At 67.1% G+C, this 26,102-nt stretch carries 15 protein-coding genes and 1 riboswitch; of the genes, 3 read left to right on the top strand and 12 right to left on the bottom strand.

Going from position 1 to position 26,102, the window contains the following annotated elements; translation table 11 throughout:
• Positions 1-584: 584 nt before the first annotated feature.
• Entirely contained in the window at positions 585-1,178 is a 594-nt protein-coding gene (locus MBA17_RS37360; protein ID WP_238502292.1) for an Rv1733c family protein, read from the bottom strand.
• A 450-nt stretch (positions 1,179-1,628) separates the two neighbouring features.
• Here MBA17_RS37360 and MBA17_RS37355 point away from each other — a divergent pair, with 450 nt between their 5' ends.
• Together MBA17_RS37355 and MBA17_RS37350 are read left to right on the top strand one after the other, a co-directional pair.
• Entirely contained in the window at positions 1,629-2,270 is a 642-nt protein-coding gene (locus MBA17_RS37355) for a response regulator (RefSeq protein WP_238502291.1), read from the top strand.
• A gap of 53 nt (positions 2,271-2,323) precedes the next feature.
• On the top strand, positions 2,324-2,731 hold the full coding sequence (locus MBA17_RS37350; protein WP_238502290.1) for a pyridoxamine 5'-phosphate oxidase family protein: 408 nt from the start codon (positions 2,324-2,326) through the stop codon (positions 2,729-2,731).
• Here the strand turns inward: MBA17_RS37350 and MBA17_RS37345 are convergent.
• From MBA17_RS37345 to MBA17_RS37315, 7 genes are all read right to left on the bottom strand, one after another.
• A complete protein-coding gene (locus MBA17_RS37345) occupies positions 2,725-4,428 on the bottom strand; it encodes a sensor histidine kinase (protein WP_238502289.1) in 1,704 nt (567 codons plus the stop codon). The genes MBA17_RS37350 and MBA17_RS37345 overlap by 7 nt on opposite strands.
• A gap of 76 nt (positions 4,429-4,504) precedes the next feature.
• Positions 4,505-5,500: an Acg family FMN-binding oxidoreductase gene (locus MBA17_RS37340; RefSeq protein ID WP_238502287.1), complete on the bottom strand. Its 996-nt coding sequence runs from the start codon at positions 5,498-5,500 to the stop codon at positions 4,505-4,507.
• A gap of 294 nt (positions 5,501-5,794) precedes the next feature.
• A complete protein-coding gene (locus MBA17_RS37335; RefSeq protein ID WP_238502285.1) occupies positions 5,795-6,640 on the bottom strand; it encodes a hypothetical protein in 846 nt (281 codons plus the stop codon).
• A 183-nt stretch (positions 6,641-6,823) separates the two neighbouring features.
• The gene (locus MBA17_RS37330; protein WP_238502348.1) at positions 6,824-7,597 is read right to left on the bottom strand and encodes an aldo/keto reductase; all 774 of its coding nucleotides are present in this window, start codon (positions 7,595-7,597) and stop codon (positions 6,824-6,826) included.
• 78 nt (positions 7,598-7,675) lie between these two features.
• Positions 7,676-8,494 carry a MurR/RpiR family transcriptional regulator gene (locus tag MBA17_RS37325; protein ID WP_238502283.1) on the bottom strand — a complete coding sequence of 273 codons (819 nt, stop codon included), beginning with the start codon at positions 8,492-8,494 and terminating at the stop codon, positions 7,676-7,678.
• 151 nt (positions 8,495-8,645) lie between these two features.
• Positions 8,646-9,203, bottom strand: a complete 558-nt coding sequence (locus MBA17_RS37320) for an NADPH-dependent FMN reductase (protein ID WP_238502281.1) — start codon at positions 9,201-9,203, stop codon at positions 8,646-8,648.
• Positions 9,204-9,254: 51 nt separating this feature from the next.
• Positions 9,255-11,009: an NAD(P)H-binding protein gene (locus MBA17_RS37315; RefSeq protein WP_238502280.1), complete on the bottom strand. Its 1,755-nt coding sequence runs from the start codon at positions 11,007-11,009 to the stop codon at positions 9,255-9,257.
• A 130-nt stretch (positions 11,010-11,139) separates the two neighbouring features.
• On the opposite strand from MBA17_RS37315, the gene MBA17_RS37310 reads away from it, so the two are divergent.
• Positions 11,140-12,168, top strand: coding sequence for an AraC family transcriptional regulator (locus tag MBA17_RS37310; protein ID WP_238502279.1), 1,029 nt, complete (start codon positions 11,140-11,142; stop codon positions 12,166-12,168).
• Between the two features lie 81 nt (positions 12,169-12,249).
• On the opposite strand, the gene MBA17_RS37305 is transcribed toward MBA17_RS37310, so the two are convergent.
• The 4 genes from MBA17_RS37305 to MBA17_RS37290 all read right to left on the bottom strand — a co-directional run bounded on the left by MBA17_RS37305 (position 12,250) and on the right by MBA17_RS37290 (position 24,724).
• Positions 12,250-22,995 carry a non-ribosomal peptide synthetase/type I polyketide synthase gene (locus MBA17_RS37305; RefSeq protein ID WP_238502278.1) on the bottom strand — a complete coding sequence of 3,582 codons (10,746 nt, stop codon included), beginning with the start codon at positions 22,993-22,995 and terminating at the stop codon, positions 12,250-12,252.
• A 123-nt stretch (positions 22,996-23,118) separates the two neighbouring features.
• Positions 23,119-24,276 (bottom strand): MFS transporter, encoded by a 1,158-nt coding sequence (locus MBA17_RS37300; protein WP_238502277.1) that lies wholly within the window; start codon positions 24,274-24,276, stop codon positions 23,119-23,121.
• On the bottom strand, positions 24,273-24,503 hold the full coding sequence (locus MBA17_RS37295; protein ID WP_238502276.1) for a hypothetical protein: 231 nt from the start codon (positions 24,501-24,503) through the stop codon (positions 24,273-24,275). Before MBA17_RS37295 ends, MBA17_RS37300 begins: the two co-directional genes overlap by 4 nt.
• Positions 24,500-24,724, bottom strand: coding sequence for a hypothetical protein (locus MBA17_RS37290; RefSeq protein WP_238502275.1), 225 nt, complete (start codon positions 24,722-24,724; stop codon positions 24,500-24,502). The genes MBA17_RS37295 and MBA17_RS37290 overlap by 4 nt, the downstream gene beginning before the upstream one ends.
• Positions 24,725-25,749: 1,025 nt before the next feature.
• Positions 25,750-25,955, top strand: a riboswitch (cobalamin riboswitch).
• Positions 25,956-26,102: the final 147 nt, after the last annotated feature.

Here is a 26,102-nt window from a genome sequence, read left to right as displayed (position 1 = left end):
ACTCGTCCTCTGGTCGCCGGTGGGCGGACTGTGGACGATTCTCATCGGCTGGTTCCTCAGCAGCGCGGCTCGCGGCGAAGTGATCAACCGGGAGGCCCGAGAGGGATTGGCCGACCTCCGGATGCGCGACATCATGACCCCTGATCCCGACCTCGCTCCCGCCTGGCTCGATCTGGAGCACTGCACGACCGGTGTGGTGCTCTGCTCACGGCAGACCGTGTTCCCCGTCGTGGACTACTCCGGCGGCCCCGTCGGCGTCCTGTCCCTCGAGACCATCGCGGGGCTCACGCCGGAACGACGTCGCGCGACCCGTGTTTCGGAGGTCGCTCGTCCGCTGCCTCCCAGCCGCATTCTCACCCCCGACGAGCCTGCGGCGCGCGTCCTGGACCTGCCTGCGACACTCAATGATCAGGTCGTCGTGGTCGTCGAGTCCGACCGCGTGATCGGCATGGTCACCGCGTCGGACCTGGGCAGGATTCTGCAGCAGTCCCCGTCTCCGTGGCGCCGCCAAGGCGGAGGGGGGCTCGGGTTTCGAAGCTTGCGAATCGAACGACTGAGCGAGCATGAGATCCGGTGGGGCCGTCCTAAATGGACGGGCCCTTGTGCCAGCGGCGGTCCGCCGCGGCCCACTCCTCTTCCCAGGCGGTATGGCGACGCCGGTCGAGCAGACACCGGGTCGCGCCGTAGGCGAGCAGCAGTGTGCCGAAGCCGAGGAGCATCACCCCCGATCCCGCGACCACGGCCTTCGCCACGGTGGTGGCGCGCTCCGGCGGCTTCGTGACCGGTTTCCCTGAGGCGTCGAGCCAGATACGGACTGGACTGCCCGCCTTGCTTCCCTCGGGGACGTCCACCATGCCGGTGCCGCTCCCGCCGTCGGCCAGCGGCCAGCGCGCCGGCGCCTTGACCGTGTTCAGTCCACCCTCGGGGTCCGCCCACCTCGCCGCCGGGGCATTGGAGACCAGTCGCCCGCTCACCCATCGCCCTGACCTTTCCGAGGTCACCCCCTGCTCGTAGACCGTCAGCCCGAGCCTCACCGCGAAGGGCACCCCGGCCATGCTCAGGACCAGGACGATCGCCACGACGAATGCCTCGATCCTGTCCCAGCGCCGGCGGAGTGGGTTGCGGTCAAGCCGGTACAGGCGCACCTGGCGCGCCACCCATCGATTCCGACCCTTCATCGGAATCGCCTCCTCCCAGAATGACCGGTGGTACGAGGTCCGCCGCGATTCTGTCTTGTGCCGGAACCAGCTCCCTCAACTGCTTCGTCTTGATCCGCGACAAAGTCGTCATACCCTCCACGATCCGCCGCGTGGCGACACCGCGACAGGGACCTTCGGCACCCGATCCCCAGGCCAACGGGCCCTGCCTGCCATGTCACCCGCCATCGTCCAGATCGCGGAGAGCCTCGATGGCGTGGTCGCCGTACACGCAAACCCCGGCCTGGAAAGACGACGACGTCGTCCAGTCACTGTCCGGGGTGGGACACCCGGCCGGCTCCGACGTCGCCCAGGCCCGCGACGAACCGAGTGTCCGGTGCCCTCACGCAGGCGAACCCGGGGTCGCCTGGCGGAGGTGCATGTGACCTTGGTCCCTACTCCTGGGGATGGCCGGTGGTTAGCATCGGAAACATGATTCGCGTGTTCCTCGTGGACGACCACGAAGTGGTACGGCGAGGCGTAATCGCGCTGCTCAGCTCCGAGGACGACATCGAGGTGATCGGCGAGGCGGGCACCGCCGAGTCCGCTGTCGCGCGTATCCCGGCGCTCAAACCCGACGTGGCGGTGCTGGATGTCCGCCTGCCCGACGGCAACGGGGTGGACGTGTGCCGTGAAGTGCGCTCCCGGTTGCCGGAGCTGGCTTGCCTGATGCTGACCTCCTATGCCGACGACGATGCGCTGTTCGACGCGGTGCTGGCCGGGGCTTCGGGCTACGTGCTCAAGCAGATCCACGGCTCGGACCTGGTGGGGGCGGTTCGCACGGTCGCCTCCGGGCAGTCGCTGCTCGATCCCCAGACCACCGCCGCCATGCTGGCCCGCTTGCGCGATCACGCTGCCAAGGCCCACCCGCTCGCCGCTCTGTCGGAGCAGGAGCGGCACATCCTTGAGCTGATCGGCGAAGGTCTGACCAACCGGCAGATCGGCGAGCGGCTCTACCTGGCGGAGAAGACGGTCAAGAACTACGTCTCCAATCTGCTGAGCAAGCTCGACATGCAGCGCCGTACCCAGGTCGCCGCGCTCGCCGCCCGGTTGAAGGCAGATCGTCGTGAATGAGTGGGACCTTCGCCCCTAACTCGCCGGCTCGGTGAGACGGCATCCTGGATGACATGATGCTCGATTCTGCAGGTTTGCACGTGCTCTCCCAGCAAGAGTGCATCCGGCTCCTGGCTTCGGCCAGGATCGGGCGGATCGTGTTCACCGAACGTGCGCTCCCCGCCGTGCAACCGGTCGGGTTCGCCCTTGACGGCGACACCATCGTGGTCCGCGCCGCGGCCCGCTCCACTCTCGCCGGCGCCGCACACGACGCGATCGTGGCGTTCGAGGCCGATGACTTCAATCCGGAGACACGCACCGGCTGGTCGGTCACCACCGTCGGACACGCGCGGGCGGTACACGACCCAGCGGAGATCGAGCGCCTGGCCAGGCTGCCGCTCATCTCCTGGACGCCCGGTGGTCCGGACCACTACATCGTGATCCAGCCCGAGCAGCTCTCCGGTCGCCGCCTCGATCACTGACGGAGCGGGACGCTCCAGCACAACCGGGTTCCGCCCGCCTCCCGTGCCGACAACTCGAACGTGCCGCCCAGACTGGTGGCCCGCTCCTCCAGGTTGCGCAGTCCGCTCCGGCGACCGTCCTTGGCAGGGCCGACCCCGTCGTCCTCGACGATCAGGGACAACACGCCGTCGTGAGTGATGGCGGTCACCTCCACCCGGAACGCCTTCGCATGCCGTACGGCATTCGACAGCGCCTCGCGCAGCACCGCCAGCAGATGCTCGGCGATCTCCGGGGGCACCTGGTTGTCGAGCTGGCCCTCCAGTTTCAGGCCGGGCATGAAGCCGAGATGGCCGCGGGCGTCCTCCACCAGTTCGACGATCCGGGTGCGCAGGCTCGGTGATGCGGTATCGCGGGGAGTCTGCAGAGCGAAGATCGTGGAGCGGATCTGCCGGATGGTCTCGTCCAGTTCGTCGATCGCCCCCTGCAACCGAGAGGACGCCTCCGGGCGATCGACCAGCCGCACCACGCTCATCAGCGTCATCGCGATCGCGAAGAGCCGCTGGATCACCACGTCGTGCAGGTCCTTCGCGATCCGGTCACGGTCTTCCAGAAGACTCAGCCGTTCCGCGTCGGCACGCCGCTCGGCCAGTTCCAGCGCCACCGCCGCCTGTCCGGCGAACGCGTGCAACATGCGTAGTTCGGCCTGGCTGAAGGGGACCCTTCCCGAACGCTTGGCCAGTATCAGCACACCACGCACCGCTCCCACTGCGCCGAGCGGAATGGCCGCCGCCGGTCCGGCGGAGCAGGGCCCCGCCAGAACCGAGGGAAGATCGCTCTCATCGAGGTTGTCCACCATGCACGGCTCCCCCGCGGCGAACGCCCGCCCGCCCAGGGAACCGGCGATCTCCACCTCGGCGTGCGTGATCTGGTCGGCGGCCAGGCCGTCCGCGATCACCACGCGCAAGCGTGCCCCCGCCTCATCCGGCAGCAGCATCGCCACCACGTCGGCGTCGGCCATCCCCCGGGCTCGCCGCGCCATCAACGTGAGCACCTCGTCGGAACCCGCTCCGGACAGCAGGCTGGTGCTGATCTGCGAGGAGGCGGTCAGCCACGTCTCCCTGCGCCGTGTCTCCTCGTACAACCGCGCGTTCTCGATCGCGACACCGGCGGCAGTGGCCAGTGCGATGACGATCGCCTGATCCTCCTCGTCGAACTCCCCGCCGCCGCGTTTCTCCGTCAGGTAAAGATTCCCGAAGACCTCATCACGCACCCGCACCGGCACACCCAGGAACGACCCCATCGGCGGATGCCCCGGCGGGAAGCCGTAGGACTCCGGATGATCCGAGATGTGCGCCAGGCGAAGCGGCTTCGGCTCCTTGATGAGCAGTCCCAGCAGGCCCAGCCCGTGCGGCCAGTGCTCGATCCGGGCGATCTCCGCCTCGCTCAGCCCCACCGGCACGAACTGCACCAGCGTGCTCTCCTGTCCCACCACCCCGAGCGCCCCGTAACTGGCGTCCACCAGTCTGGTGGCCGTCTCCACGATGCGTCGCAGCACCGTCTCCAGATCGAGGTCGCCACCAACCGAGACCACCGCGTCCAGCAGCGCGTGCACCCGGTCACGCGTCGCGAGCACGGCCTCCAGGCGTACCTGAAGCTCAGACAGCAGTTCGTCCAGCCGCATCTGCGGCATCAGCGAACGAGCCTCATCGTCGGCCATATACGAGAGTCTGCCACTCCCCCACCCCACCGCCCACCTTCGGATATATGCATCCCCCTGGGCGGCGGCGTGCTGTTCAGGGGCGCTTCTCGAAGATCTCCTCAAGCGGCCGGCGCATGGCCCTGGCCTCGTCGAAGGTGATCCCCAACCTCATGACCATTTGCGGGTACTCGCCCGCGCAGACCTCCTGGCGCAGGAACTCCCTCAGGTGCTCCTTCTCCAGCGCCTGTGTGTGAAAGGCCGCGCTGACACCGTACGCCGAGGCGAACAGCAGCACCCGCTGCAACGCCTGCCCGGCCGCCACCCAGTCCTCGCGGGAGTCGCCGGAGGTGGTGAGCACCGCGACCTCGCCGGGAGAGGCGGGCATGACCTGGCTCAACGGCCGGTCATAACCCCACTCCTGCCCCCTCCTGTAGTCACGCTGGGCGAACGCGGGATAGGCCTCCCCCGGCCCGCGCGGGTAGGCGTCAGCGGGCACCCCGTCACGCCGCGCGCTTCCAGGAGCCCGCGACCAGCGCATCAGTTCCCGCGAGAACGCCTCGTCCTGCGACTGCACCTCCTGCGCGGCCTGGGTCAGTGCGGCGATCGTGTGCACCGCTGACTCCGACGGCATCGGCGTCAGCCGTACCCCCTCCGTCTCGGCTTCGCGGCACAGCGCGTCCATGAGGCTTCGGGGCACCGGCAGGGTGCTGAAGTCCCCCCGGTGGGTGCGCCGCCTGCCGATCTCGGCCCGCAGTCGCCGGTCGTGGTCGTCGGCGACCACCGCTCCGCCCAGCCGTACGATGGCCACCAGCGCGGGCCGGTCCGGATCGGGAAGCACGCGCACGACCGGCTCACAACCGAGCCCGCGCAGCGCGGCCCTGATGGTGAACAGGGCCGCTCCGCAGCTGACCAGCATCTCCCGGCCCGCAGGATCGCTGACGGTGAGCTTCCTGTCGGCGTCGGCCCGCAGGCTGATCTCCTCGCCGGAGACGACGAACGACCACGGCTGGGTGTTGTGGGTCGAGGGCGCCCACGCGGCCTCCTCGACCGCGGTACGGACGACGTTCTTCACTTCTTCCTGGGGACGCATGCCTTCACCTCCAAGGGCTTCATCCCCACTATCACCATGTGGCCGTCCTCCGGGGGCAGGGCGTAAGGACCTTCTCCCCCGGGCCGAAAGGCCCTGCCCACCCCATCGCCACAAGGGACTTCGGACGCTTTCCCGAGGGCCGGGCTCTCGGTCGGACGCCACGGCAGAAGCACCTGTGCCGGCCGTCCCGGCTTGGTCGGCGGCCCGCCTGACGAGCGCCAAGGCGCCGCACAGCGAGTAGGCCCACGTCACCACTCGCGTCCGGCCGGCCCGGCGATTAGTCCGGCAGGTCGGTCAGGAGGTGAAGACGCCCTCTCTGGTGTACTTGCACGAGCCGCCGCCGCACGAAGGGTCGGCGTTCCAGCCGTCGCTGTAGGCCACCGCGCGATAACGCTTGACGGACCCCTTGGACTTCGCCTGCCAGTGTCCGGGCGGCACCTGGCCGTCGAATTGCTTCACGTAGTTACCCGAGACGTTCTGGTAGTAAATGCGATGCCTCGCGTACAGGTAGCTTGGCGATCCCACAGGGGTGCAATTTGCTACGTAGCTGTTGCTGTAGCGAGTCTTTCCGTCGAAATCTGAGGAGTAGTACGTCTTGGGCGCCATCCCGGCTATCGCGTTATCGTGCCAATCGAAATACGCGAAGAGCGTCGAGTAGCAGCCCTGGCCGGAAACCGTGGAGGCGTGGTCCGCGGACCGGGGTACGGCGAGGCCACGGGCCACGACGGGAGAGGCGGTGATCGTCCGTCCTTCGAGGTCCGGTGGCGGAGTCGAATCCTCCCGGGGTTCGTCCAGCAGTAACCGGGGAACCGGCAGATGTCCGGGCGTCGCGTCGAGGTAGGCCTTGAGCATGCTTCCGACCGGAAGAGCCACGACCGGCGCGTTCTCGTCTTCGGCTCCCTCTTGGAGGAGCCCGTATTCCCGCGAGGACTCGCTGTGTGAGAACACGACCCGCACGCCGTTCACAAAGGTGAGTTCGGCGAGCGTATCCTCCGGCTCCACCGGGTCCGCTGCCGACCTGTCGATGCCGGCGGGCGCGGGCCGCACCGTCGACTGCGCGAAACTCGCAGGCGCCGGCGCGGCCAGACCGGCCAGCGCCAAAAGGGACACGGCCACCATTGAGGTTGTCGTCCTGGCCATAATTTGAGCTCCTCCAAAAGCGGGAAACACGTTCCTGCGCGGAGTATGAGCTGAGCCATACTTGAGGATCAACGTAAAATTACTCGTACCATCGCATCTTCGCGCAGGGCCTGTGCGGCGATGTGGTTACGCCCATGAATCGCCGGGCCCTCGCGGCGCACCGCACGTGAGCACCGACCCTGTTTAGGCGGTCAGCCGGTTCAGGGTGGCGAGGTCGTCGGGGGTGAGGTCGAGGACGGCCGCGTCCAGGTTCTCCTCCAGGTGGGCGAGCGATCCGGTGCCCGGCGTGGGCAGGATGACCGGCGAGTGGTGCAGCAGCCACGCCAACGCCACCTGGCCCGCGCTCGCCCCGTGGCGGCGTGCCACCTCCGGCACCTGCGCGCGGGCCAGTGAGCCGTTGCCCAGTGGGAACCACGGCAGGAACGCCAGCCCCTGCTCCTCGCACGCCTTCAGCACCGCGGCGGACTCGCGATCCAGAAGGTTGAAGCGGTTCTGCACCGAGGCGATCGGGGTGATCCGCAGGGCGCGCTCCAGCTCCTCCACGGTGATCGTGTCGAGGCCGATGTGCCGGATCTTGCCCTCGGTGCGCAGGTCGGCCAGGGTGCCGAGTTGGTCGGGCAGCGGTACGTCGGGGTCGATGCGGTGGAGTTGGTAGAGGTCGATGGTGTCGGCCTTGAGTCGGCGCAGGCTCGTCTCGCACATGGCCCGTAGCCGCTCCGGCCGCCCGTCGGTGTGCCAGAGGTTGGGCCCGGTACGGACGACGCCGCCCTTCGTCGCCACCACCAGATGGTCCGGGTACGGGTGCAACGCCCGCGCCACCAGTTCCTCGGCGATGTCCGGCCCGTAGTTGTCGGCCGTGTCGATGAGCGTCACTCCGCGTTCCACGGCACGGCGGAGCACGGTGACGGCCTGCTCGGGTCGCAGGCGTGGCCCCCAGTAGCCGGGACCGGTGAGCATGCCGGTGCCGTATCCCAGCCGCCGCACGCGTAGCTCGCCCGCGATGTCGAAGCTCTGGTTGATCAATGGGGCGTCCTCTCAGTAGCTGTGGTCGGCGGTGATTTCCGCGGAGGCCGACACCGCCCGCTGGGCCCGGTCGCCGCCCAGCCCGAGCAGGATCATGGACAGCGTGTCGATGATGGTGAGGTGGGCGAGGCGGCTGGCCACCGCTTCCATCCCGAAGACGAGGTCCTGCCCGCCGCCGACCAGCGCCCATGTGCTCTCCTCCGTCAGCGGCGAACTGGCGTAGCTGGTGATCGTCACGACCTTCGCCCCCGCGGCGCGGGCGCGGCGGGCCGTCTCGACGGTGGAGCGGGTGGCCCCGCTGTGGCTGATCGCCAGGCAGACGGACCGCTCTGGCAGCAGGTCGGCGGCCAGGTGTGCGGTGAGCGGGTCGGGCGGCAGGTCTACCGGCAGGCCCAGGGCCCGCAGCCGGTAGGCGGCGTCGACGGCGATCGCCCCGGACAGGCCGGTGGCCGCCAGCAGCACCCGGCCGGCGCCGCTGAGCGCTTCGGCGGCCGAGATCAGGTCGGCGCGCGACAGCGTGGCCGACAGCCCGCCGAGCGCCTCCCGCGCCGCCCGGACGGTCGCGGTCAGCGGGTCGAGCTCGTCTCGGGGCTCCGGCGGCGCCTCGCGGGCGGCGGCGATCTTCAACTCCTGGTAGCCGCCGAATCCCAGCCTCCGGCACGACCGTACGACCGTGGACGCCGACGTGCCGGCCAGCCCGGCCACGTCGCTCACGCTCAGGTGGACGAGCCGGGCGCCCTGGTCGAGCACCACGTGCGCGACCCGCGCCTCCGCGTCGTGCAGCCCGGAAAGTCTCGCCCGCACGGTGGCACCGAGAGAACCATGTTCCATCTGCGGACCCTATCAGGGAATGGTATTCCCTCTACTGGTAGGTTCACGGCGTGGCCGAAAACGTCCACTGCCGATCTGGTCCACGCGCCGAGCAGAGATACCGGTCATCACGGATCAGGGCGCCTGGGACGTTGTGGGGTATCCGAAACGATCACTGACGAAGTGGCCGCAAGGCCGCGCCCCAGGCGACGACCTGGTCCAGCATGGCGGTGAGCGCATCCTCCTGCTGGGCGGCCGGATTGAGGACGCTGTAGTTCTCGAAGTCGGTGAACAGCGACAGCGCGACCTGGGCACGCACGTCGGCGATCTGGAGTTCGCCCATCACCAGCCGCAGGTGCTCCACCGCGCGAGTGCCTCCGGCGCTGCCGTAGCTGACGAACCCGGCAGCCTTGTTGTTCCATTCGGCGTACAGGAAGTCGATGGCGTTCTTCAACGCGCCCGACGTCGAGTGGTTGTACTCCGGGGTTACGAACACATACGCATCGAAGGAATCGATCGTCGCGGCCCACTTCCTGGTGTGCGGCAGGCCGTATCGGCCCATCGCCGCCGGCATCACCTCATCCAGATGCGGCAGGTCGAAGTCCTTGAGGTCCACCAGCTCGAACTCGGCGTCCTGGCGCTTGATGGCGATGTCGTGCACCCAGCGGGCCACGGCCTCCCCGTTGCGCCCTGGCCGCGTGCTCCCGATGATGATCGCAATCTTGGTCATGACGAGTCTCCTTCTTCGGACGCCGTGGTACCCGGGTCCGAGATCTTGCGTTCAGGGGAAGATGGTGATCTTGCCGCGGGTCTGGCCCGCCTCGCTCCTGCGGTGGACCAGCGCGAGGTCAGACAGCGGGTGCGATTCGGCGACGTCGACGATGAGCGCGCCGGCGTCGAGGAGTTCGACGATCTCGCTCAGTTGCTTGGCGTCGTTGCGGGCGATCATGTGGAGGGCGGTGACATCGGCGTCGGCGGGCGGCTCGACGGGGGTGGCGACGGAGGCGATGACGCCGCCCGGCCGCAGGAGGGAGACCAGGCTCGCCGCGGCCTCGGGGGAGATCGGAGCGAGGTTGACGACGGCATCGACCGGGCCGTCCAGCGCATCTGCGAGAGCGGTGGTCGTGTAGTCGATGATCTGGTCGGCGCCGTACGCGCGGACCGCCGCGGCGCTGCGGCCGCCGGCCGTGGCGACCACTGTCGCACCGGCGTGCCTGGCGAGCTGGACGGCGAACACTCCCACGCCGCCACCGGCGCCGTTGATGAGCACGCGCTGGCCCGCGGTGATGTGAGCGTGCTCGAACAGCACCTGCCAGGCGGTGAGCGCGGCGACGGGGATCGCGGCCGCGTCGGCCAGGGGAACGGTGGCAGGCGCCTTGGCCAGCACGCCGGCCGGAGCGGCGACGTACTCGGCCGCGGCGCCGCCCGCGTCGAGACGGCCGATGACCCGGTCGCCCACGGCCAATTCCGCCACGTCGTCGCTGACCTCGGTGATCGTGCCGGAGACGTCCCAGCCGAGGATGTAGGGCAGGTCCACCGGCAGCACGGCTCGCAGCATCCCGGAGCGCAGCGCCGCCTCCGAAGGATTGAACGAGGTGGCAGCGACCTGGATCAGGACCTCGCCCGGCCCGGGGGCGGGCCGCGGTACTTCTTCGTATCGGATGACGGAGGCATCGCCGTACTCATGGATGCGGGCGGCCTTCATGCTGCCGCGGAACTCGCCCGCGTGGTCGGTCACCCAGGTGCGGAACGTGCGGGCCGGGACTCCGGTGACCTCTGCCACCGTGGCCGTGGCCGCTCTCGGCTCGGTCACCATCTCGGCCTGGGCCTGGAGGATGCCGTCCACGGCCGCGGGTGGCCAGCCTCGGGTGAGCATCTGCTGCCGCGCGGTCTGCGGCGAGGTCTCCTCCCAGTGCACCGGGCGGCCGATCACCTCGCCGATGACGCGCGCCTGTTCGGCCTGGGTCAGTATCTCGGGCCCGGTCAGCTCGTAGATCGCGCCGTTGTGCCCGTCGTCGGCGAGTGTGCGCACCGCGACCGCGGCCAGGTCCCGCTCGTGCAGCGGGGGCATGGCGGCCGCGCCGTACGGCCCGCGCACGACTGCCTCGGCGCGGATCTGCCCGGCCCATCGCAGGGTGTTGGCCGCGAAGGCGTGCGGTCGCAGGAACGTCCATTCCAGTCCGGACCGCTCGATCAGCTGCTCGACCTGTTGTTCGTAGCCGCGTACGGCCGCCGAAGACAGGTAGACGATGCGGCGGGCATGCGCGGCGACCACATCCAGAACCGCGGGCATCCCCTCGGCCGTGGCGAACGGCCAGAGGAGAAACACGGCCTCGACCCCGTCCAGGGGCGAGTGCAGGCTGTCCGGATCGGCCAGGTCGCCGCGCACGGTCTCGACGCCGTCCGGAAGGCCGGCGGCTTCGGGATCGCGGGCCAGCGCGCGAACCTCGGCCCCCGCCTCCAGCAGTTGCGCCACGACCTGCCGGCCGACCGTGCCGGTCGCCCCGATCACCAGAATCCTGCGTTGCCCCGGCATGAAAGACCCCCAAAGGTTGATCAATTCGTATGCACTCAACCGTATGGGGATGACGTGAGACATCCAATGCGTGAAAATCTCGTATTTATACGTGTACGTCTTCTTTAGGCCGTCGAGATAGACTCTTCCCGTGGACGTACTCAGCGATGTGATCGCCGCGATGCGCGCCGGAGAACCCCGCTCGGCGCGCGTTGAGTGGCACGCCCCCTGGGGGCAGCGGTTCCCCACCGTGCGCGGCTCCGCCGGTTTTCAGGTGGTCCTGCAGGGATCGTGCCGGCTGATCCCCCCGGACGACGGAGCCCCCATCGCCCTGAACGTCGGCGACGTGGTGTTCCTGCCCCACGGAAGCGGCTACGCGCTCGCCGACAGCCCTACCACCCCGCTGACCGAACCCGTCTGCGACCCACTGAACGACCCTCGATTCGAAGACCGCTACGCCTCCGCGACCGTGGGGAAGACCGGACAGGACAGCGCGCAGGCGGTCACCGTGACCCTCTGCGGTGGATACCGGCTCGACCCCAGCCGAGCCCATCCGCTCCTGGGCGACCTGCCCGAGATCGTCCACCTGCCCGCCCGCCTCGGGCACCTCCCCGAACTGCGCGCCGCCGTCGACCTCCTCGGCGGCGAACTCGACAACCCCCGCCTCGGCGCCGACACCATCGTGCCCGCGCTGCTCGACATGCTGCTGCTCTACATCCTGCGCGCCTGGTTCGACGAACAGTCCGAACGCGGCACGACCGCCGGCTGGGCCGCGGCACTGGGCGACCCGGCGATCAGCTCCGCACTGCACGCCCTCCACCATGACCCCGCGCTCCCCTGGACGGTCGAGACACTCGGCACCCGGGCGGGACTGTCCAGGGCGGCCTTCTCCCGGCGCTTCACCACCCTGATCGGCCAGCCGCCCCTCACCTACCTGACCTGGTGGCGCATGACCACCGCAGCCCGGCTTCTCCGCGAGTCCGACGCCCCGCTCGGCGAGGTGGCCACCCGGATCGGCTACACCTCGGAGTTCGCCTTCGCCAACGCCTTCAAGCGGGAGTACGGCACCGCACCCGGCAGATACCGACGACAGAGCCGAGCGGAAACCCATAACAGTGAACTCGACGTAATGGCACCACAACCAGTGATCACTTCGTCGGTGAGAAGCGCCGAACGATGATCAAACTGGTTATCAGCAGCTTCGCGACGATCCTTCGGCGCCTTATCCATCTGCTGCCCGCCGCGACCAACCGTCAGAGCTTCATGGATGGATAGGTGACAGCACCTGACGTGTCAGTTCGTCCAGCACGCCCCGGAAGTCATGTGCCCACTCGGCCATAGTGGAATGCTGGAAAAGGTCTGTGGAGTATTCAAAGCAGACATCGATGCCGCCTCCGGTAGGGGTGAGTACGACATAGAGTTCCGTCCTGGCCTTTCCTGCGACCGGCAGAGAGTTCACGGTGGCCGAGAGCCCGCGCAGGTCCAGCTTCGTCGGTGGGATGGTCACCACGGTGAACAGGACGTTGGTGAATGCGTGGTCTCGATGGTCGGGCAGGATGAAGTCCAGGATTTCGCTCAGCGGAAGCGGATGGTCGGCCATGGCGAACAATGAACTGCCGAGTTGCCTACAGAGCTCAGTGAACGGAGTTTCGCCTGTGCGCACGCGTAGCGGCATCGCGTCACCGACCAGACCGACCATCGCCTCGTGTTCGCGAAGGGTGCGGTTCGCACTCGACAGAGCCAGCACCATGTCGTTCTGACCGCACAGGCGCGACATCCAGGTCGCGAACGCGGCTGTCAGGACCATGGAGGATGTGACGGCGGTTTGACGTGCGGTGGCGTCGACCGCGTCGGCCAGCGTCGCGGGCAGGGTGAATTCGAGGAGGCCGCCACGGCCTGACAGCCGTTCGGGCCGCGGCCGATCGTACGGAAGAGCCAGACGTAGCGGGGCGTCGGTCAGCCTGGCGCGCCAGAACTCCACCAGCCGGTCGTGTTCGGGCTGGGCCGGTCGGGCCTGGTGCCAGCGCGCATAGTCCGGGTACTGGGCGCCAGGAGGTGCGAGCGTGGACTCACTCCCGGAAAGCTCGGCGTTGTACAGAGCCGTGAGCTCTGCCCAGAGCAGGCCGAGCGACCACCCATCGCAGATCATGTGGTGCATCACCAGGACCAGCACCCATTTATTGTCGGACACGGTGGCCAGGCGGACTCGGAACAGCCAGGGCTGGTCCAGGTGAAAGGGTTGTTGCGCCGCCTGCTGGCACCATTGTCGTACCCGAGCCTTTTCCGCCCCGATCAGGTCGGTGACCGGTAGTTCGACGGGGCGCGTGGCGATGGTCTCTCCGACGAGTTCGTGGTCAGGCGACATCACCCTGGTGCGCAGCGCGGCGTGGCGTTGTACGAGTGCGGTGAGCGCACGTTGCAGCGCCTGCACGATGAGGTCGCCGTCCAGGGTGATCCGGTGCGTCACGTTGTACACGGCAGGCTGGGGGTTGCTGGTGTGGCGTCGCCAGAGCCGTTGCTGGGTCGCGGTCAGCGGCCAGGTGTCCTCTACCTCGACGGTATCCGGCGCGTGGAGGCGCTGGGCCATCGCGTGGATGGTCGGGGAGTGGAAGAAATCGGTCATGGAGTACTCGACACCGATCTGTTCCCGGATCCGGTTCAGCAGCCGGATCGCGCTCAGCGAATGCCCGCCCAGTTCGAAGAACGAGCGATCGACGGGAACTCGAGGCAGTTGGAGTTCGGTGCACCACAATCGATGCAGTTCCCGCTCCAGAGGGGTGGACGGTTCGATGCCCGAAACCACCTCGGGGACACGGGCGGGTTTGGGCAGTCGAGTGCCATCCAGCTTGCCGCTGGCATTGACCGGCAATTCGGTCACCCTGGCCCACGCCGTGGGAATCAGATAGTTCGGCATCTTTTCGGCCAAGGCGTCGATCACCCTTGTCCAGTCCTCGGCGGCACCCTCCTCGAAGATCACGTATCCGGCGAGGTAGGGCTCGTCATGGTCGTGGTGGGCAAGCACCGCGGCGTCGTGGACCGTGTCCACCTCACGCAAAGCCTGCTCTGCCTCGCCCGGTTCCACCCGATAGCCGCGGATCTTCAGCTGTTCGTCGGAACGGCCGAGGAATTCCAGGGTGCCGTCGGGCCGCCACCGGCCGAGATCGCGTGTGCGGTAGAGACGGCTCCCGGCGTCGACCGGATCGGGAACGAATGCTCGGGCCGTCTCCTCCGGCTGGTTCACATAGCTGTGTGCCAACCCGCCGCCGCCGAGGAAGATCTCTCCTACCGCGCCGACCGGAGCAGGAGACCGGTGGGCGTCGAGCACCCGGACGATCACTCCGTCGATGGGACGGCCGATAGGCGGATGGTCGCCGGCTCGCGGATCGACGGCGTGCGTGGTGGCGATGATGGCGGCTTCGGTGGGACCGTACTCGTTGAACAGACGGCAGTCGGGATGCCGGGCAAGAAACCGGCGGATCGCCGCGGTGAGGATGAGACTTTCTCCCGCGGAGACGACTTCGCGCAGGGTCGGCAGCAGCGGTTCGGTCTCCATGAGGTACTTCAGTGGTGTGAACGGCATGAAAAGGCGCTCGACCCGCTGCTCTCTGATGATCTTCGTGACCGTGCTCGGGTTGTAACGGTCGGCGTCGGAGATCAGCACCAGGCTCGCGCCGGTCGCCAGCGTGGTGAAGATTTCTTGCACGCTGACGTCGAAACCGGGGGACGTCCACTGCAGGGTACGCCGTGGTGATCGGTGCCGGGCATACCATTCGATCAAGTTGACCGGACCGCGGTGCGGCATGGCCACGCCCTTGGGCCGGCCGGACGAGCCGGAGGTATGGATGCAGTAGGCCAGGTCATCGGCGGTAGCCGAAGGAGGCGGAGCTCCCACTGGCGTCTGGGCACCCGAGTCGGCCTCGTCCGCGTACAACGTCGCCATCTCGGCTGCCAGGCCCTCGCCGTACCCCCGGTTGGTGACCAGCAGGACGGCGTCGGTGTCCTGGATGACAAAGCGCCACCGCGTCTCCGGCAGGGAGGAATCCAGCGGCAGATAGGCCGCGCCGGCTTTGAGCACGGCAAGCATCGCGATTATCAGTTCCGGGCCGCGTGGCAGCAACAGGGCGACGATGGCGCCACGGTCGACACCCTGGCCGCGCAGTCGCCAGGCCATCTGGTTGGCACGCTGGTCGAGCTCCTGATAGGTCAGCCGGCCCTGCTCGCTGATCAGCGCGATGCCGTCCGGGGTGCGCTCGGCCTGCCGTTCGACAAGTTGGTGCAGGCAGTCGGGACGCGCGGTGGCGGGTTCCCCTTGCCATCTCGCGAGGTCAGCTTGGTCGGACGCGATGAGCGTCCCGAGTCCGGACAGCGGCCGGTCGGGATCCTGCGTCGCGCGGTGGAGGATCTCCTCGACATAGCCGAGGAATCGGCGGACGCTGCTCTCCTCGAACAGGTCACTGTTGTACTCCACCATGCAGCGCAAGCCCTCGGCGTGGTGGGACAGATACAAGGTCAGATCGAAGGGCGCCCGATGACGGGGCACGTCCAGGAGGGTAGCGGCGAGTTCCGGCGGGTCGAAGTCCACGGGCACGGCGTTCTCGAACTCCACCATGACTTGGAAGAGCGGATTGCGGGCGAGGTCTCGTTCCGGATTGAGCTCTGCGACCAGCTCGTCGAAGGGCAGTCCCTGGTGTTCGTAGGCCAGGGTGCAGATGTCCCTGACCCGCCGGGCCAGCTCGGTGAAGCTGGGATCACCGGACAGGTCCACCCGCAGGGCGAGAGTGTCCAGAAAGAATCCGACCATATTCTCGGTTCCCGCCGGCCGGTTGGTCACCGGGGTGCCCAACACGATGTCGTCCTGCCCGGTGAACCGCTCCAGCATCGCCGCGACGGCACCGAGCATGGTCATGAACACGGTGACTCGCCGATCCTTGCTGAATCGGCGGACCTGTTCGATCAGCGTTCCATCGAACTCATAGGTCAGGCTGGCGCCATCACCAGAGGCGATGGCCGGGCGTGCGCGATCTACGGGCAACATCAGCACGGGGGCGTCGATCAGTTGCCGGCGCCAGTACTCAAGGTTCGTCGCCTTGGTCGCCTGATCGAAGCCGGGGGTTGGATGATCTCTTGGCAGCTCCGCGAGCGCGGGTGTCGTCCCCGGGCCGGACCGGTAGTAGGCGGCCAGGTCTTGGATGAACACGTGGGTGGACAGCGAGTCGAAGACGATGTGGTGGGCGAGCAGGAACAGCAGATGCCGGTCGGCCGACAGACGTAGCAGCCGGGCCAGTAGCAGCGGGCCTGTGCCCAGGTCGAACCGGTGGTCGGAGACCGACCGCAGGGTCAGCCGCAGGGCCGCGTCCTCGGCGTGGCCCGCGTGGTCGATCACCGGGAGATCCACGTCCACGTGGGAAAGCACCACCCGGTAGGGCTCACCGTGCCTGTCGCGGAACACCGTGCGAAGCTCCGGTTGCCGTTCGATCACCTGGCCCAGTGCCCAGCGCAACCGCTCCACGTCCAGTGCGCCGTCCAGTCGGATCGCCTTGGGCTCGAGGTAGGTTCCCTGTCCCGGGTGGAGCTGATCGAGAACCCAGAGTCGGCGTTGCGCCGCCGATAACGGCCTCTCCACGGCGGCCGTGGAGGATACCGAGGACGGGGTCTTCGTGTCGGGCCGGTCGCCCTGGAGGTAGCGCCGACGCAGATCGTCGAGGAGGGGAAGGCTGTCGCGGACCAGGGCGCTCGACACCCCGAAGTCTATGAAGCAGGCGATCTCGTCGACGCCGGCGGCCAGCAGCCGGTCCACGATCGGTGCGCGGTCGTCTGGAGAACCGATGAGGGCGCGTGACTGACAGTAACGCCGGTAGGCCTGCTCCAGCAGGAAGCGCAGATCGTCCTGCGGCGTGTTGTCCAGGTCGATGTTGAATCCGAGGCTGTTGGTGACCTGTCCGAACAGCGAGAGCGATGAGCGCAGGTAATCGCAGAACGGCTCAAAGGCCTCCGCTTGGGCCTGTTCGGCGTCGGCGCCGAGGTAGGTGTGCAGCAGGACCACGATGCGACCGGCTTGGGGGTCGTACCCGCACTCTGCCCGGGTCCGCCGGTACAACGCGATGTTGTCGGCCAACTGCTCGATGGTCTGCGACATGAGGTTGGTGACGACGCCGATGTCCTGTTCGGCGGCCAGCCGGTAGCTGTCGGGGTTGGAGGCGACGGCCAGGAACAGTGGTGGCATCGGCTGGACGGGGGTCGGGTAGGTACGTACCTCGACCTCGTCGCCGCTGCCGGACTTGGCGGTGATCGACTCGCCGCTCCATAGCCGGCGGACCGTCTCCAGTTGGGTCATGGCCAGCTGCCTGTGCCGCCCGAAGTTGTCGGGGGCGAGCACGAAGTCGTTGGCGTGCCAGCCGCTGGCGATGCATATTCCGGCTCTACCGCCGGAGAGATTGTCCACGACCGCCCATTCCTCGGCCACCCGCGCGGGGTGGTGAAGTGGGAGCACGACCGACCCCGCGTGCAGCCGGATCCGTCGGGTCTCTCTGGCAAGCGCGGCGGCCAGCACCGACGGATTGGGGAACAGGGCGCCGAAGGAGTGGAAGTGTCTTTCGGGTATCCAGATGGTGTGGAAGCCATGTTCGTCGGCGAAACGAGCGACGTCGATGATGGCCGTGTACTGGTCCTGATGGTTCTGCTGCGGGTAGTCGCCGAAGAAGTACAGGCTGAAGTCGCACACCTTCTGCTCGATGGGGACACCGGCATCGGAAGGCGGAGGTAGGACCAGCCGCGGGGCAGCCGGCTCGGGAGCCGAGGGCGTCACGGCCGTGGCAACGACGCTGGTCGGGGCGCCGGGGCCGTTTGGGGAAACAGCGGGGTTGCCCAGTAGGGCCAGTTGGTCGGCCATGAGGCCGGTGACGCGATCGACGAGACGTTCGGCCAGCCGTAGTTGTTGGTCGATCACACCCTGGATGGCGTGGTCCGATGAGCTGACGGCCGGCGGGGGGGAATTGGCCGGCAGTGTCGCCGAGGTTTGCTGGGCTGGTCGTGCTGGGGAATCGGGGACTGTTCCTGAGAAGGTGGCGGGCAGCTCTGCTGTGATCCGCTGAGTCAGCCGGCCGGGGGTGTCCGCGCCTTCGAACAACACCCGAATGGGTACCCGCACCCCGAACCGCTGCTCGATCTCCCTGACCATGGCCATCATCGACAGCGAATCCGCTCCCAGGTCGATGAACGACACATCCGGCCGTATCGCCGAGGGATCGAGGCCCAGCTGTTGGGCGGCCAGCTCGCATACCGTTGTGAGCACCCTGTCGGCGGATTCGGGATGATCTACGGTGTTTCGGTCCATGCTTTGCGGCACCTCACGAGTCAGCCAGTGGGGGCGGTGCTGGAACGGATAGCCGGGCAGAGGGATGCGGCGCCCGCCGGCGGCGAGCGCCGCCCAGTCGAGGCTCGCGCCGTGGCAGTACAGCTCGCCCATCGCCGACAGGAAGCTGCGCACCGGGTCGTCGCCGTGCCGCTGGGTGGCGACCCAGCGGTGGTGGGCACGAGATCGGCGGCCGAGACCGGTGAGTACGGCATCGGGGCCCACCTCGAGATATGTCTGACATCTCACGTGGTCCAGCACGGTCAGGGCCTGGTCGAACCGGACCGGTCGCCGCAGTTGCCGCCGCAGGTAGTCGGCATCGATCCGGCTGCCTTCGGGCAGCAACTGGCCGGTCAGAGTGCTGGCCAGCGGGATGCGCAGGGGTGAGAACCGCACCTGGCGAAGGTGCTCGGTGAATCCGTCGAGCATCGGATCGAGCAGCGCGGAATGGAAGGCGCGGGTGACCGGGAGCTCCCGCCAGGCGATCCCGCGGCGATCCAGCAGTGTCGTCACTTCCTCGATCGCCGCCACAGAGCCGGAGAGGACATGGTCGCGTGGTGCGTTGATGGCCGCCAGTTCCACCGCGGTGGTGGTCATGATCTGTTCGACAGTCGGAAGGTCGGCCCGTAAAGCGATCATTTTGCCTGGTTCGGTTGCCTGCATGAGACGACCGCGCAGGCCGGTCAGCCGCAGGCCGTCCTCCATCGAGAGCGCGCCCGCGACGCACAGCGCGGCGTACTCACCTACGCTGTGGCCCACCACGAAGTCGGGCCGGACGCCGACCGATGTCCACAGTTCGGCCAGTGCCACCTGGAACGCGAACAGCGCGGGCTGGGCGACGTCCGTCGACCAGGCCGCGTCAGCAGAGTGATCGCCCAGCAGCGAGTCGCGCAGATCACCGTCGTATGCCTCAGCGCATCGATCCAGGGCGACACGGAACGCTGGGAAGTTCTGGTAAAGATCGTCGGCCATCCCTCGGTACGCGCTGCCCTGCCCGGTGAACTGGAAGGCCAGCGGCCCGAACCCTTCCGGAGGCACCTCACGACGGCACACCCCTTCGACCACGGAGTCCGATGATGCGGGCGAGGCCGACGCGCGTAGCACCACGTCGAGCGCGTCGGCCAGTTCCAACGCTGACGAACCGGTCACCGCCAACCTGTGGCGATGGTGAGGTCGGGCGACCGCCGTACTCATCAGAATGTCGGCCATGGCCGGCTCGGGTTCCGCTCGAAGCGCGTCGCGCAGGCTCTCCGCCAGTTGGGTCAGCGCTTGGGATGTCACCGCCGACAGTGGGAGCAGCCCACCGGAACGGGTGTCCGACGACCGTCCCGATGCTTCGCGTGCCGGAGCCTCCTCGAGGATGACATGGGCGTTGGTGCCGCCCACACCAAGGGCGCTGACTCCCGCCCGGAGGGGAGACCCGACAACCGTCCACGGCTTGAGCTCGGTGCTGAGCACGAATGGGCTGCCGTCCAGGTCCAGCGCCGGGTTGGGGCGGCGCAGGTTCGCCAACGGAACGATCTGCCGGTGCTGGAGCATGAGAACGGTCTTGATCAAACCGGCCATACCGGCACAGCTGTCCAGGTGCCCGATGTTGGGCTTGACCGAGCCGAGCGTGCAGAAGGACCTACGGTCTGTGCGTCGGCTGAACGCCTCGGTCAGCGCCCGGACCTCCACCGGGTCACCAAGCGCCGTGCCGGTTCCGTGCGCCTCCACATAGGTGATGGTCTCGGCCGGCACGCGCGCCCGGTCAATCGCCTGCTCGATGACCGCGGCCTGACCGCGCACGCTGGGGGCGGTGAAGCCCACTTTGCTGTTGCCGTCGTTGTTGACGGCCGTACCGAGGATCACCGCGTGTACGGTGTCCCCGTCAGCCAAGGCACGGTCAAGCGGCTTGAGCAGGACCGCGGCGACTCCGTTGCCGCCGACCGTGCCGTCGGCGTCGGCGTCGAAAGCGCGGCACCGCCCCCCGGCCGACAAGATCGATCCCGTGTAGTGCCGATAGCCGATCGCCTGCGGCACGTGCACCGCCGCCGCCCCGGCCAGTGCGAGGTCAGCGTCCCCGTTCAGCAGCGCCTGACAGGCCAGGTGCAGCGCGACCAACGAGGTCGAGCACGCCGTCTGAACCCCGATGGCGGGCCCGGTCAGCCCCAGTCGGTAGGCCACCCGGGTGGCCAGGAAGTCAGGCTGGTTACCGATCGCGGCCTGTAGCGCTGCCACTGGATCGTCTCGGCCGACGGTCAGGTTATTGAGCAGGTAGCTCTGGTGGGCATAGAGATTCATGCCGCTGCCGGCGAACACGCCGATCCGTGTCGAGGGGGCGGCGGCCGCGTACCCGCCGTCCTCGAGAGCGTGATGGCAGCACTCCAGGAACAGCCGCTGGGCCGGGTCGGTCAGCTCGGCCTCCCGCGCGCTCATCCGGAAGAACTCCGCGTCGAAGCCTTCGACATCGTCCAGCGCGCCGCTGGCAGGGACGAAATCAGGATGGTCGATCTCGTCGGCGGAGAACCCGCTCCCAGCCAGCTCGTCGCGGCTGAACATGCGGATGCTCTCGACACCGGCACTCAGATTCGCCCAGAACTCCTTCAGCGAGGCGGCACCGGGGAATCGGGCCGCCATCCCGACGATCGCGATGCGCTGGTCGGCCGGCGTGGTCGACGGTGCAACCGGCGTGGTCGACGGTGCAGCCGGCGTGTCGCGCGCTCGGCTGCTGGTCAGATGGCCGACCAGTTCGGCGATGGACGGATATTCGAACATTGCCGTCTGCGGGATCCTGAAGCCGAGTTCCTGCTCCAGGCGGGCACGGATTCGCGTGATCGTCACCGAGGTGATGCCCGTCTCGTAGAACGGCATCCGTTCATCGATGCCCGGGTCGACCAATTGCCGAAACACCTTCAGCACGATCTGACGCATCTCGGCTCGGCGTGCCCCGGGAACGGCCGTTGCGGCGGGACCGGTTACCGCACTGGTAGCTGGGCTGTCGGCGGGTGAGAGTTCCCCGTTCAGCAGCCGGCGCCTGAGTTCCGCGCGCTGGATCTTACCGCTGGTCGTCTTCGGGAAATGACCCTGCGGAACCGGCACCACGTACGCGGGGCTCAGCTGCAGACGGCTGAAGAGCGCGTTGCGAATGTCTCTGGCCAACTTCGCCGGCACGGCATCAGTCACGGCATCAGTCACGGCATCGGTCACGGCATCGGTCACGGCATCGGTCACGGCATCGGTCACGGCATCGGTCACGGCATCGGTGGAGAAGAACACCGCCAGTACCTCACTGCCGGTCTGCGCATCGGGAATCCCGCACGCGGCGATCAGATCGTCCTGCACGCCGTCGACTGATGCGACGATGCTCTCGATCTCGTGGCAGTAGTAGTTGGCGCCGTTCAGAATGATCAGGTTCTTCTCCCGGCCGGTAATGGTGATCTCGTTGTCCTTGGCGAACGCCAGGTCTCCTGTGTTGAGCCAGGTTCCGTCGGGAAAAGCCTCGGCGTTGGCCTGGGGATCGTTGAGATAGCCGGGGGTTGTCCGTGCCGAGCGCACCTGCAGCCGGCCGATCCGCCCTTCGGGCAGCAGCCGGCCCTGCTGGTCGACGATCCTCAGCGTGGTTCCCGGAGCAGGCTCGCCAACGCTGATGAAAGTGGTGCAGGCGTCTGTATCCGTCTCGTCCGCCCACTCCAGATCCCCGTGCAGACTGGAGTTTCGGACGCGATGGACACCCTGACCGGAGCCGAAGCGACTGAAGGTGATCGCGGTGCACGTCTCGGCCATTCCCCACACGGGAACGAAATGATCAGGCCGGATCCCGAACGGCTCAGTAGCGGCGAAGAAGGCCGACATCACCGGCAGGGTGATCTGCTCGCCGCCGCTGACCAAAGTCTTGATCGGGGAAAAGTCCCATCGGCGTTCAGGATGGTCCGCCAGTTCCTTGTTGACCAACTGGTAGCCGAAATTCGGCGACCAACTGTGGTTGACCCGGTGCTTCTCCAGCAGATCCAGCCAGCGCAACGGATCGCTGAGAATCAGATCGGTGGAAGCGTGGATGTTCGTGCAGCCGACGAAGACCTCCAGCACGTGGTAAAGCAGAAATGCGCCACTATGGTCCAAGGGGAGCCAGTTGAAGGTCACATCGCTGGGAGTGATCGGCAGCAGTTCAGGGGTTCCAGCGCCGAATTCCGCGAGTCCCCGGTGCGTCAACGGGATGATCTTCGGCACTCCGGTGCTGCCGGACGACAGCAGCAGCAGCGCATGATCGACGCCCTGCGCCTCATGATCCCGCTCGGCGGAAGCCGAGCGCTCGCATTCCATGAGGTCTATCACCTGAACGTCGGCCGCAGGAAAGACTGCCGTGAGGAGTGGCACGTCGATGGTGCTGCACAAGATCGGCGGCTGCCGGAGGAACGTCCAGCTGTGGAACATCCGCGCCAGTGATGGGTCCGCCGCTTCGAAGCCAGAGGGTCGCGCAACGCAGAGCGGCTGGATCCCGCCGAGCACGCAGGCCCAGAATGCCACGAAGAAGTCCAGCTGCGCGGCGCTCTGGACAATTGCGATGTCACCGGGCCTCAGGCCACGGCGTCGTAAACCGCCGAGAACCCGGCGCGCGCGATCCAACAGCGCCGGATAACTCAGGAAGGAGGTCTCCCCTGAGTCATCGATCGTCATTACTCCTGCACCGGAAGAACGCTCGGCCGCATGGTACAGAGCCTGCGTCAAGGTAGCCGCATCGAGGTCGTTCGCCAGCGGCGCGCCCTGACAGATTGACTGCATAATCGTCCTCCTGTGACCTCAGAGAGCCTTCCGAGCTCTTACCATGAGAAACGCGCCCGATGCGACGATGGCCAGACCGTGGTAAGCGCCCACCACCTGCAGGGCGGGAATGCTCTCCAGCAGGAATGAGCAAGCCAGCATGCCGACCGCGAAACCAGCGTTTTCCGCGGTCGCGGACAATCCGAAAAGGGCGCCGCGCATGTGATCCGGTGCTTCCTGCAGACGCGACGTATAGGTGATCTCGGTGAACCCGTCCGCCAGACCGGCACCCAACGCGACGACCGCCAACAATGGAACCGGTAATCCTGTGAAGGCCAGAATGAAGAACACCGACATCAGGAGTGTCCCTCCGATGAATCGACCGACCCCGGTGGAACGACCACGCACCAGCACTCGATAGGCGAGAAGGTTGCCAACGGCCCACGGCGTCCAGAACCAGCTGAGAAACGCTGCGGGGTCGTCTGGATTCATAAGGCTCGCATGCATGGGTAGCGCGACGTTGTGAGAGGCGGAGGCGAACGCGTCCAGGGCACGCAGTAAGACCATTCCGAGCAGTAGCCTGCTCCCCCAGAGGAATATCGCCATTCGCCTCGGCGACGCGCCCGCATGCTGCTCTTTCGATCCACCGGATCGGCGGTACGGCAGGCACGCGACCGATACCGCAGAGAGACAGAAACAGGCCGCGTTGATGACGAACGCAGCCGTGAAACCAGCGGCGGCCACCACGATTCCAGCGGAGGCGAAGCCGAGTACGGTGGCCAGCGCTTTACCAGTGACCAGCAAGCCGTTGGCGCGTATCCGCTGATCCTGCCCGACGATATCTGGAACGCTGCTGCGCAGCGTGACGCTGAACAACGTGTTTCCGACGCCCAACACCACTGCCACTGCCAGGAGCATTCTCAGTTTTATGTCGTCGGGAACGCAGACCATTATTATGATCGCCGTCGCCCTGCTGAGATCACAGCAGATCATGAGCGTCTTCTGGTTGTAACGACTCACCAGACGTCCAGCGACCAGGCCGACGAGAAATCCTGCGCTCAGGCGGAGCGCCATGAAAATCCCGGTCTGCAACGTGCTCATGGTCAACTGAAAGACAAAGAGATTCAAAGCGATAAGATTGAGAAAATTGCCGAACATCGAGGCCGAATACCCGCCGACGAGAACCGCGAGGGTCATGAGTCGGACACCATGAAACAGAGTTCGGCCGCCGCCCGGTAATAACGCAGGGCATATGGGCTTTGCGGTGCGGGGAGGGCGCGCTCCCGTTGGCTGACAGCGGACTGAGCGACGCCGATGGCTCGCGCGATCCGCGAGGCGTTCAGCCCGGATGCCCGGCGGATGTGCCTGGCTGCACCACTTCGGCGCCACTGCACAAGTTCGGCGATACGAGTGACATCGCTCATGTGACTTTCTTTCTAGAAAGCGTGTTCAGCGTATGCGGCGTAATACTGGACCACAGCTCCCCTGTTCGCGCTGGTTTGCGCGCCGTTCTGGTGGAGATGCGGCTCATGGCCATACCGTCGTCGTGCAGGATTTTGGCGCGAACCGCAAGGCCGTTGCCCGCTTTCGCGTCGTTGTCCGCCGGCGCGTGCCGGACGAAGCGTGGGGCGGCGTGACCGTCCAACCGCAGCTCACTGCGGAGTGCTCGCGGAGACCGCCGCCCTTGGACCGACGGGTTCCGGAGGAGAATGCCCTGGCCGCACCGTGGCGTAGGGGGCACTGTCCAGGCCGACCGTTTAGCGCAGCACATTTGAGGCGGGGGCGAGACGACCTGGTTTCGTTGGTAACGCCGATGAGCATCGTCCACGTTGTGGTCCCGACGGCAGTGCCGATGACGCCGGCGCAGCCGAGGTTCTACGTTCGGTGTGGGAGCGATCAATTTTTGGCGCGTGCAGGGCGCCGGAGAGGACGGCGTTCGTTCGCGTCGAGCGGAAGGTCACTGCTGTTCGAGCGATTCCACTGCGTGTCGGCTCGCGCCCCATCCTGAAATCGGCTGTTCTGGGGGGAAGATATAGGCACCGCTGTGCCGTCAGCTCGCCAAAGAATCACATGGGAAAGGAAATTCCAGCCATTCAATAAATTGACTTTCACTGGCTGCCTCGAGCTTCTGTGCAGGAAAATCTGATGAGCGCCCACCATCCAGGAGCAGGGCTCGCAGAGCGAAGATCAATGGTTTTGACCGTACCCGAGTCGGCCGAAAACTGTCAATACATAAGCATATATTGCGGTATTGAGGTACTTGATGGATGCCGGAAACTCGGCCACCCTACGTGACCTGCGCATATTCGTAGACCGGCCCGCCGGGGCGATCACGTCGGAGGGCCTTGATATCGGCCTCGACCGGGTAGGGAAAGCTCGTAGCGGAGTGTGTGCCGCTCGGAATGCGATCTCGCTGGTGAAGGGTGACTGGTAGGGCGTCTTGCCGCTTGGGATCATGAACGCCTGATCATTTCCACAATCTCATTCAGGTCACGCCCGCGACATCCCAGGTCGACGGCGTCGATCCTGGACGGCGTCACGCTGCTGTGAGCTCCACGACCCCATCGGACTACCGGGTCCGTTCCCCATCGGGGGAGAAGGGCCTGTCCGCTCCCCCATGCCGAGCGGTCGAGCCAGCGAGATCATCGCCGACCGCCAGGCGCTCTTTCGTCAGGCTTCTGGACGTCGTGTTGACGTATGGGAAGATGATGATCGTAGGCGACGGCGGACGAGGAAGCCGGTGTGAATCCGGCGCGGTCCCGCCACTGTGATCGGCGAGCGGATCCCGAACAAGCCACTGCCCGGATGACGGACGGGAAGGCCGGGACGAGCGTTGACCCGAGAGCCAGGAGACTCACGCGGTCGCCTCCTCGCAGGAATTGGGGCGGATCTCCCCAAGAGAGGACGGTGACCGCCATGCCGTACGGCCGGCGTGCGCATCCCGGCTGTCCGTGTCACGGGCCTCTCCTGGTGATCCGGCCCTTCGCCTGCCGCGGACGTCATCGAGGAATGGCGGTCACGGC

The sequence above is a fragment of the Dolomitihabitans soli genome (assembly GCF_022213955.1).
GTDB classification, from domain to species: domain Bacteria; phylum Actinomycetota; class Actinomycetes; order Streptosporangiales; family Streptosporangiaceae; genus Streptosporangium_A; species Streptosporangium_A soli.
Note: the sequence above shows the minus strand (reverse complement) of the source record. Positions and strands in the feature narration are given on the sequence as shown.

Bases quoted from the DNA above. Each gene is read 5' to 3' on its own strand.
- MBA17_RS37345 (WP_238502289.1), bottom strand. From the start codon at position 4,428: ATGGCCGACGATGAGGCTCGTTCGCTGATGCCGCAGATGCGGCTGGAC.
- MBA17_RS37320 (WP_238502281.1), bottom strand. From the start codon at position 9,203: ATGACCAAGATTGCGATCATCATCGGGAGCACGCGGCCAGGGCGCAAC.
- MBA17_RS37355 (WP_238502291.1), top strand. From the start codon at position 1,629: ATGATTCGCGTGTTCCTCGTGGACGACCACGAAGTGGTACGGCGAGGC.
- MBA17_RS37325 (WP_238502283.1), bottom strand. From the start codon at position 8,494: ATGGAACATGGTTCTCTCGGTGCCACCGTGCGGGCGAGACTTTCCGGG.
- MBA17_RS37305 (WP_238502278.1), bottom strand. From the start codon at position 22,995: ATGACGATCGATGACTCAGGGGAGACCTCCTTCCTGAGTTATCCGGCG.
- MBA17_RS37295 (WP_238502276.1), bottom strand. From the start codon at position 24,503: ATGAGCGATGTCACTCGTATCGCCGAACTTGTGCAGTGGCGCCGAAGT.
- MBA17_RS37350 (WP_238502290.1), top strand. From the start codon at position 2,324: ATGATGCTCGATTCTGCAGGTTTGCACGTGCTCTCCCAGCAAGAGTGC.
- MBA17_RS37340 (WP_238502287.1), bottom strand. From the start codon at position 5,500: ATGCGTCCCCAGGAAGAAGTGAAGAACGTCGTCCGTACCGCGGTCGAG.
- MBA17_RS37300 (WP_238502277.1), bottom strand. From the start codon at position 24,276: ATGACCCTCGCGGTTCTCGTCGGCGGGTATTCGGCCTCGATGTTCGGC.
- MBA17_RS37330 (WP_238502348.1), bottom strand. From the start codon at position 7,597: ATGCTCACCGGTCCCGGCTACTGGGGGCCACGCCTGCGACCCGAGCAG.
- MBA17_RS37315 (WP_238502280.1), bottom strand. From the start codon at position 11,009: ATGCCGGGGCAACGCAGGATTCTGGTGATCGGGGCGACCGGCACGGTC.
- MBA17_RS37335 (WP_238502285.1), bottom strand. From the start codon at position 6,640: ATGGCCAGGACGACAACCTCAATGGTGGCCGTGTCCCTTTTGGCGCTG.
- MBA17_RS37360 (WP_238502292.1), bottom strand. From the start codon at position 1,178: ATGAAGGGTCGGAATCGATGGGTGGCGCGCCAGGTGCGCCTGTACCGG.